This is a genomic window from Verrucomicrobium sp. BvORR034 (assembly GCF_000739635.1).
In the GTDB taxonomy this organism is placed as follows: Bacteria; Verrucomicrobiota; Verrucomicrobiia; order Verrucomicrobiales; family Verrucomicrobiaceae; genus Verrucomicrobium.
The window spans coordinates 1-513 of sequence record NZ_BATQ01000148.1; the positions used below are offsets into that span (position 1 = coordinate 1).

The following is a 513-nucleotide window of genomic DNA, read 5'->3' on the forward strand; positions in this document are numbered from 1 at the left end:
AGATGAACCAGCGCCGGCTGGCCGTGCCGCCGTTCACCGACAACTCCTCGCAGGCGGGAAGCCAGTCGCTCCAGATCATCCTGCTGGTCTCCACCCGCGTAGGCGTGCTGTCGGAGTACGTCAAGGTCCGCTCCTTCTTCGTCCGACGCCGGTCGGCATCGTACCCGAAGGTGATCACCTCGCTGGCGAGGTTGGGCTCCACAGCGGTGTCGGCCTTGCGCTCCATCTTCACCAGACAGCCCATGCCGTTCCACGTGTAAGCCCAGGTGGCATCCCCCACCATGCGGCCCGCACCGTCATACTCGTAGGTTTCCTGGCTGGGCGGCAGCAGCACCCACATCTGTTTGTCCGCCACGCCAGGCGTCCCGCCGATGCCTGCTCCAGCCTTGGAACCACGCACCAGCAGCTCCACCCGGGTCACCCCGGTGCCCGCCCAGCCCCCCGACACGGTCCAGTAGGCACCGTAAGTGCCCGTCTCCGGGTTCACATAAATCTCCTCACCATCCACCCCGG

1 pseudogene is annotated in these 513 nt (G+C 66.3%); it reads right to left on the reverse strand.

Features of this window, described 5'->3' with window-relative positions:
• Positions 1-513 (reverse strand): annotated as a pseudogene (locus tag BV034_RS26195) (hypothetical protein); the annotation flags it as partial.